General features: G+C 56.0%; 4 protein-coding genes and 1 pseudogene. All 5 read left to right on the top strand.

From position 1 onward, the window contains the following. The first annotated feature begins 279 nt into the window (after positions 1–279). Positions 280–948, top strand: coding sequence for a hypothetical protein (locus tag FIV35_RS29320; protein ID WP_034139555.1), 669 nt, complete (start codon positions 280–282; stop codon positions 946–948). Then, on the top strand, positions 935–1408 hold the full coding sequence (locus FIV35_RS29315) for a hypothetical protein (RefSeq protein WP_034139556.1): 474 nt from the start codon (positions 935–937) through the stop codon (positions 1406–1408). The genes FIV35_RS29320 and FIV35_RS29315 overlap by 14 nt, the downstream gene beginning before the upstream one ends. Next, positions 1405–2232 (top strand): helix-hairpin-helix domain-containing protein, encoded by an 828-nt coding sequence (locus tag FIV35_RS29310; protein ID WP_080761488.1) that lies wholly within the window; start codon positions 1405–1407, stop codon positions 2230–2232. The genes FIV35_RS29315 and FIV35_RS29310 overlap by 4 nt, the downstream gene beginning before the upstream one ends. Before the next feature lie 139 nt (positions 2233–2371). Then, positions 2372–3886, top strand: a complete 1515-nt coding sequence (gene istA, locus FIV35_RS29305; protein ID WP_034139557.1) for an IS21-like element ISPsy14 family transposase — start codon at positions 2372–2374, stop codon at positions 3884–3886. Between the two features lie 20 nt (positions 3887–3906). After that, positions 3907–4242, top strand: a pseudogene (locus FIV35_RS29300) (ATP-binding protein); the annotation flags it as partial. Positions 4243–4464 lie beyond the last annotated feature (222 nt).

Raw genomic sequence — 4464 nt, 5'->3', positions numbered from 1 at the left:
ATAGGAACGGCGTGTTGGCTGCATGACATACCCGCTTAAAAGGCTAGAACTGGTGCCCACTTAAATTAAGTGCACACCATGTCCAAGCGTTGCGGGGTTGGGTAGATGACTTGGCCGGACGCATACGTTGATCGATGAATTTAGGGGTCTGATTCGGTCTACGTGTGAAGTTCTGGGTCTTTCACTGCATGATTTGAATGATGCAATGAGTAAGCCCATGGCCTTGGAACGACCTACTGCAATCCTGAAGCTAATTTCGAGCCCAAGAGGTGTTCCTGCATGAGCAAAGGTGCAAAAAAGGGCCAAAACCGCTTTGCAGGCTCTCAAAAGCTGAACCGCGACTATAGAATTTCCCGAATTAAAGACGAAGTAATACCTAAGCTGAAGTCTTTCGTAGGAAAAGCATCATTCGATGGAGTTACGCCTTACTCAAGATTCTGCGCCGAACTTTACAACGATGGGCTTCCTGTAAACGAAAAGAAGATTGGCTACAGAACCTTGGTACAGAGCACTGACTATTGGACTCTGCTCGGGCCAATATTCTTCAAGCACTGGGATGCTGCTGGAAACATGGAGTCCAAGAAGGACAAGCTTGTCGGAAAGCTGGCCGTTCAGCGAGCAGACCAACTTCAAGCTGAGACAGAGAAACTGAGGAAGGAGGTCGAAGCTCTGCGCTCAGCCCTTCGTAGCCATGGTGCTCAGCCAGTAACCCTGCCGGACACAACGCATGTGGATCAAGGATTCATGGCGAAGTTTGACAAAACCTGCCGGGCCCTCAAGTTGGTGCTCGATGCAAGTGATGGGATGTTTACAGTTGACATGCAGGCTAAAAAGATTTGCTGCAGTTTTGACGACCTTGAACCTAGGGAGGGTCTTGTCCCAAAAGAGCTTGTCGAACCTTTCGTCCTTTGGATGAAGGCTAAAGGAAGCGCGCATGGCGACCAGTGATCAAAAGCGCTCTCCGTACGACCGCTACAGGGACTATGTGCTGCAGCTTGAACAGGCTGGAAAAAAGTTTCCTGTGAATCAGTTTGGCGCCGTCAACTTCAGCAAAATCGCTGATGAATGTGGTAATCGTAGGCAGTGGTTTTCTGAAAGCGCCAAGAAGATCTTTTGCTCACAGGGCAAAACCCTTGAGCAGGTCATCGCGAAGGACATTCGCCGCATAGGCAGTGAGTTTGTTGCGGCCAAAGATCCTGAGTCTCTGGCGATTGATATGGCGGATTCGAAAAGTCGCGAAGCGAATCGGTTGCGAGTAATGCTTGAGCAAAAGTCGAAGGAAAACGAACTGCTCCGCGAGCAAGTTGAGCAACTCTCTGCCGAGCTGCGGTTGCTTCGCACATCTGCACAGGAAATCAGTAGCCAGCAGGACTTGATGATCGACTCCGGGCGGTCATTCATCCTATGAGCAATCTGTCGAGCGTGATCCAGGTGAGCTCGGTGAAGCCAGGCAGTTTTGGCGGTGCAGTCTTTTCCGGGCGCATCATTGGCCAAAACAAAATTTACACATGCAGAGCAAGCTATAAAGTCATCACCCGCATTCCTCAACCCGGTGAATGCTGGCAGTTCAAAGGCTCGATCACAGGGCATGATCAGTACAGGGATTTCGTTCTGATCGAAAGCTGTCACATCGTAAACCTGCCCATAGCGGCATATGTGGAAAGATTGCTGATAAAGCATCCTGCATTTCGCGGGCTGTCATTCGGCAAAGCGAAAGTCTCGAAACTGGTCAGGGCATTTGGCGCAGAAAACCTTGCTCAGGCATTGACTGCAGGCAGAGTCAGCCACCTGGCGGAACTGATTAATCCTGATCTCGCCCAAAAGGTCGTGGATGCCTGGAGGACACTGCAGGATGAGATTTCAACAATTGAATTTCTCATGGAGCACGACTTCGATCCTGGGCTCGCCAAAAGCGTTCTCAAGGTTTGCCAGACGGATACGGTAGAGCGCCTGAAGCTTAATCCGTACAGCCTCATTGCGTTTCAAGGCATCCACCCAAACATGTGGAAAATCGTAGACGCCGCAGCAGCCAAGCTAGGCATACCTCGTGATGACCCACGCAGGCTGGCCGGCCTTGTGGAGAATTTGCTCTATGTGCGCTTGGATCAGGGCCATACCGCATACGAAATAGAAGAGCTAAAAGCCGCCCTGATGCAGAAGCTTCCATCCTGCGGATTCCATGACCATCCGGACACCCATTCCACCAACATCCGGACACTGATTCCACGCTGATCCGGACACTCATTCCACAAGCATCCGGACACCGATTCCACGGCCATCCGGACACTTTGAGGCAGGCAGCAACGCAGGATTATTCACTACCATCGGCCTCTTTTATCGAAGCGAAGAGGTCGTCGTGGAGCGTTTATCCATGCGTAAAATCCGAGAGGTACTACGCCTAAAGTTCGACGCCGGCCTGTCCGTGCGCAAGATCGCCGCCAGCTTATCCATCGGCCATTCGAGTGCAGGAGATTACCTTTGCCGGTTCGCCGCAAGTGGGCTTCAGTGGCCCATCGATATTTCTGATGCGGAGCTGAATCGACGGCTGTTTCCACCGGCAGTGCCGGTGCCCACCGACCAGCGCCCGATGCCTGACTGGGCGTGGGTACACGCGGAGTTGCGCCGCCCCGGCGTCACTCTGGCCTTGCTCTGGCAGGAATATCGACTCGCTCACCCGCAAGGCTTCCAATACAGCTGGTTCTGCGAGCACTACCGCCTTTGGGCCGCCAAGGTCGACGTGGTCATGCGCCAGGAGCATCGTGCTGGCGAAAAGCTGTTCGTCGATTACGCCGGGCAAACAGCGCCGGTCATCGACCGGCAAACCGGCGAGATCCGCCAGGCGCAGATCTTCGTCGCCGTTCTCGGCGCGTCCAGCTACACCTTTGCCGAGGCCACCTGGTCGCAGAAACTGCCCGACTGGCTGGGCTCGCACGTCCGATGTTTTGCTTTTTTCGGCGGCACAACGCAGATCTTGGTGCCCGATAATCTGCGCAGTGGCGTGACTAAAGCGCACCGTTACGAGCCGGATATCAACCCCAGCTACCGCGATCTGGCCGAGCATTACGGCGTCGCCGTCTTGCCTGCTCGCTCGCGCAAGCCCAAGGACAAAGCCAAGGTCGAAGTCGGCGTGCAAGTGGTCGAACGCTGGATCCTGGCGGTGCTGCGCAACCGGCAGTTCTTCTCGTTGGGCGAACTCAACACAGCCATCGCGCTGCTGCTGGATCGCCTCAACCACAAGCCCTTCAAAAAGCTGCCCGGCTCACGCCGGTCAGCCTTCGAGGCCCTCGACCAACCGGCCCTGCAAGGGCTGCCGGAACACCCTTACGTCTATGCCGAATGGAAAAAAGTGCGCGTCCACATCGACTATCACGTCGAGGTCGATGGCCACTTCTACTCGGTGCCGTACCAACTAGTGAAGCACCAACTCGAAGTACGACTCACCGCCCAGACCGTCGAGTGCTTCCACGCCAACCAGCGCGTGGCCAGCCACCTTCGCTCACAGCACAAAGGCCGCCACACCACCCAAACCGAGCACATGCCCAAGAGCCACCGCGAGCACGCCGAATGGACTCCACAACGGTTGATCCGCTGGGCCGAGCAGACAGGGCCGAACACCGCTGGCGTTATCGCCTACATCCTCGAACGCCGAATCCATCCGCAGCACGGCTTCCGCGCCTGCCTGGGCATCCTGCGCCTGAGCAAACAGCACGGCGAAGAGCGGCTGGAAGCCGCTTGCCAGCGTGCGCTAGCACTGGGAGCGTGCAGTTACAAGAGCCTTGAATCGATCCTGCGCCAAGGGCTGGAGCGGCTGCCGCTGGCCCAGCAAAACCTGCCGCTGCTGCCCGACGAGCACATCAACCTGCGCGGCCCCGGCTACTACCACTGACCTGAAAAAGGAGCATCAAAATGCTACCGAACCCGACCCTGGACAAGCTACAAACCCTGCGCCTGCACGGCATGATCAAGTCGCTGGGCGAGCAACACGCAACGCCCGATATCAATGATCTCAGCTTCGACGAACGCTTCGGTCTGATGGTCGATCGCGAGCTGACCGAGCGCGAAGACGCCCGCCTGACCACTCGCCTCAAAGCAGCGCGGTTGCGCCATAACGCCTGCCTGGAAGACATCGACTACCGCAGCCCTCGTGGCCTGGACAAGGCGCTGATCCTGCAACTGGGCAGCGGCCAGTGGCTGCGCGACGGCCTGAACCTGATCATCGGCGGTGTTGGCGCTGATGGAAAATTGACCCACCCTGCCGATTGAAATTTGACCCAGGGCGGATTGCTGATTTTGTTACCAGCAACTGTGGATAAGTCTACCAGCGCAGCTGCTGTTGCCCCCCACTCCTTCGCTAGCCCAGTTCAGTTGTTTAAGACCTGCCACACGCAGCCATGTAGCAGGCCGTCGTCGCCATGAAATCAGAACGGCTCATCGTCCTCCGGTTCCTGGCCGCCCTTACGCTTT

The organism is Pseudomonas rhodesiae (assembly GCF_007858255.1).
Taxonomy (GTDB): Bacteria; Pseudomonadota; Gammaproteobacteria; order Pseudomonadales; family Pseudomonadaceae; genus Aquipseudomonas; species Aquipseudomonas rhodesiae.
The sequence above is the reverse complement of the archived record's forward strand: the minus strand, read 5'-3'. Positions and strand labels throughout refer to the sequence as shown.

Excerpts from the sequence above, each read along its gene's own strand:
- FIV35_RS29310 (WP_080761488.1), top strand. The coding sequence starts at position 1,405 with ATGAGCAATCTGTCGAGCGTGATCCAGGTGAGCTCGGTGAAGCCAGGC.
- FIV35_RS29320 (WP_034139555.1), top strand. The coding sequence starts at position 280 with ATGAGCAAAGGTGCAAAAAAGGGCCAAAACCGCTTTGCAGGCTCTCAA.
- FIV35_RS29315 (WP_034139556.1), top strand. The coding sequence starts at position 935 with ATGGCGACCAGTGATCAAAAGCGCTCTCCGTACGACCGCTACAGGGAC.
- istA (WP_034139557.1), top strand. The coding sequence starts at position 2,372 with ATGCGTAAAATCCGAGAGGTACTACGCCTAAAGTTCGACGCCGGCCTG.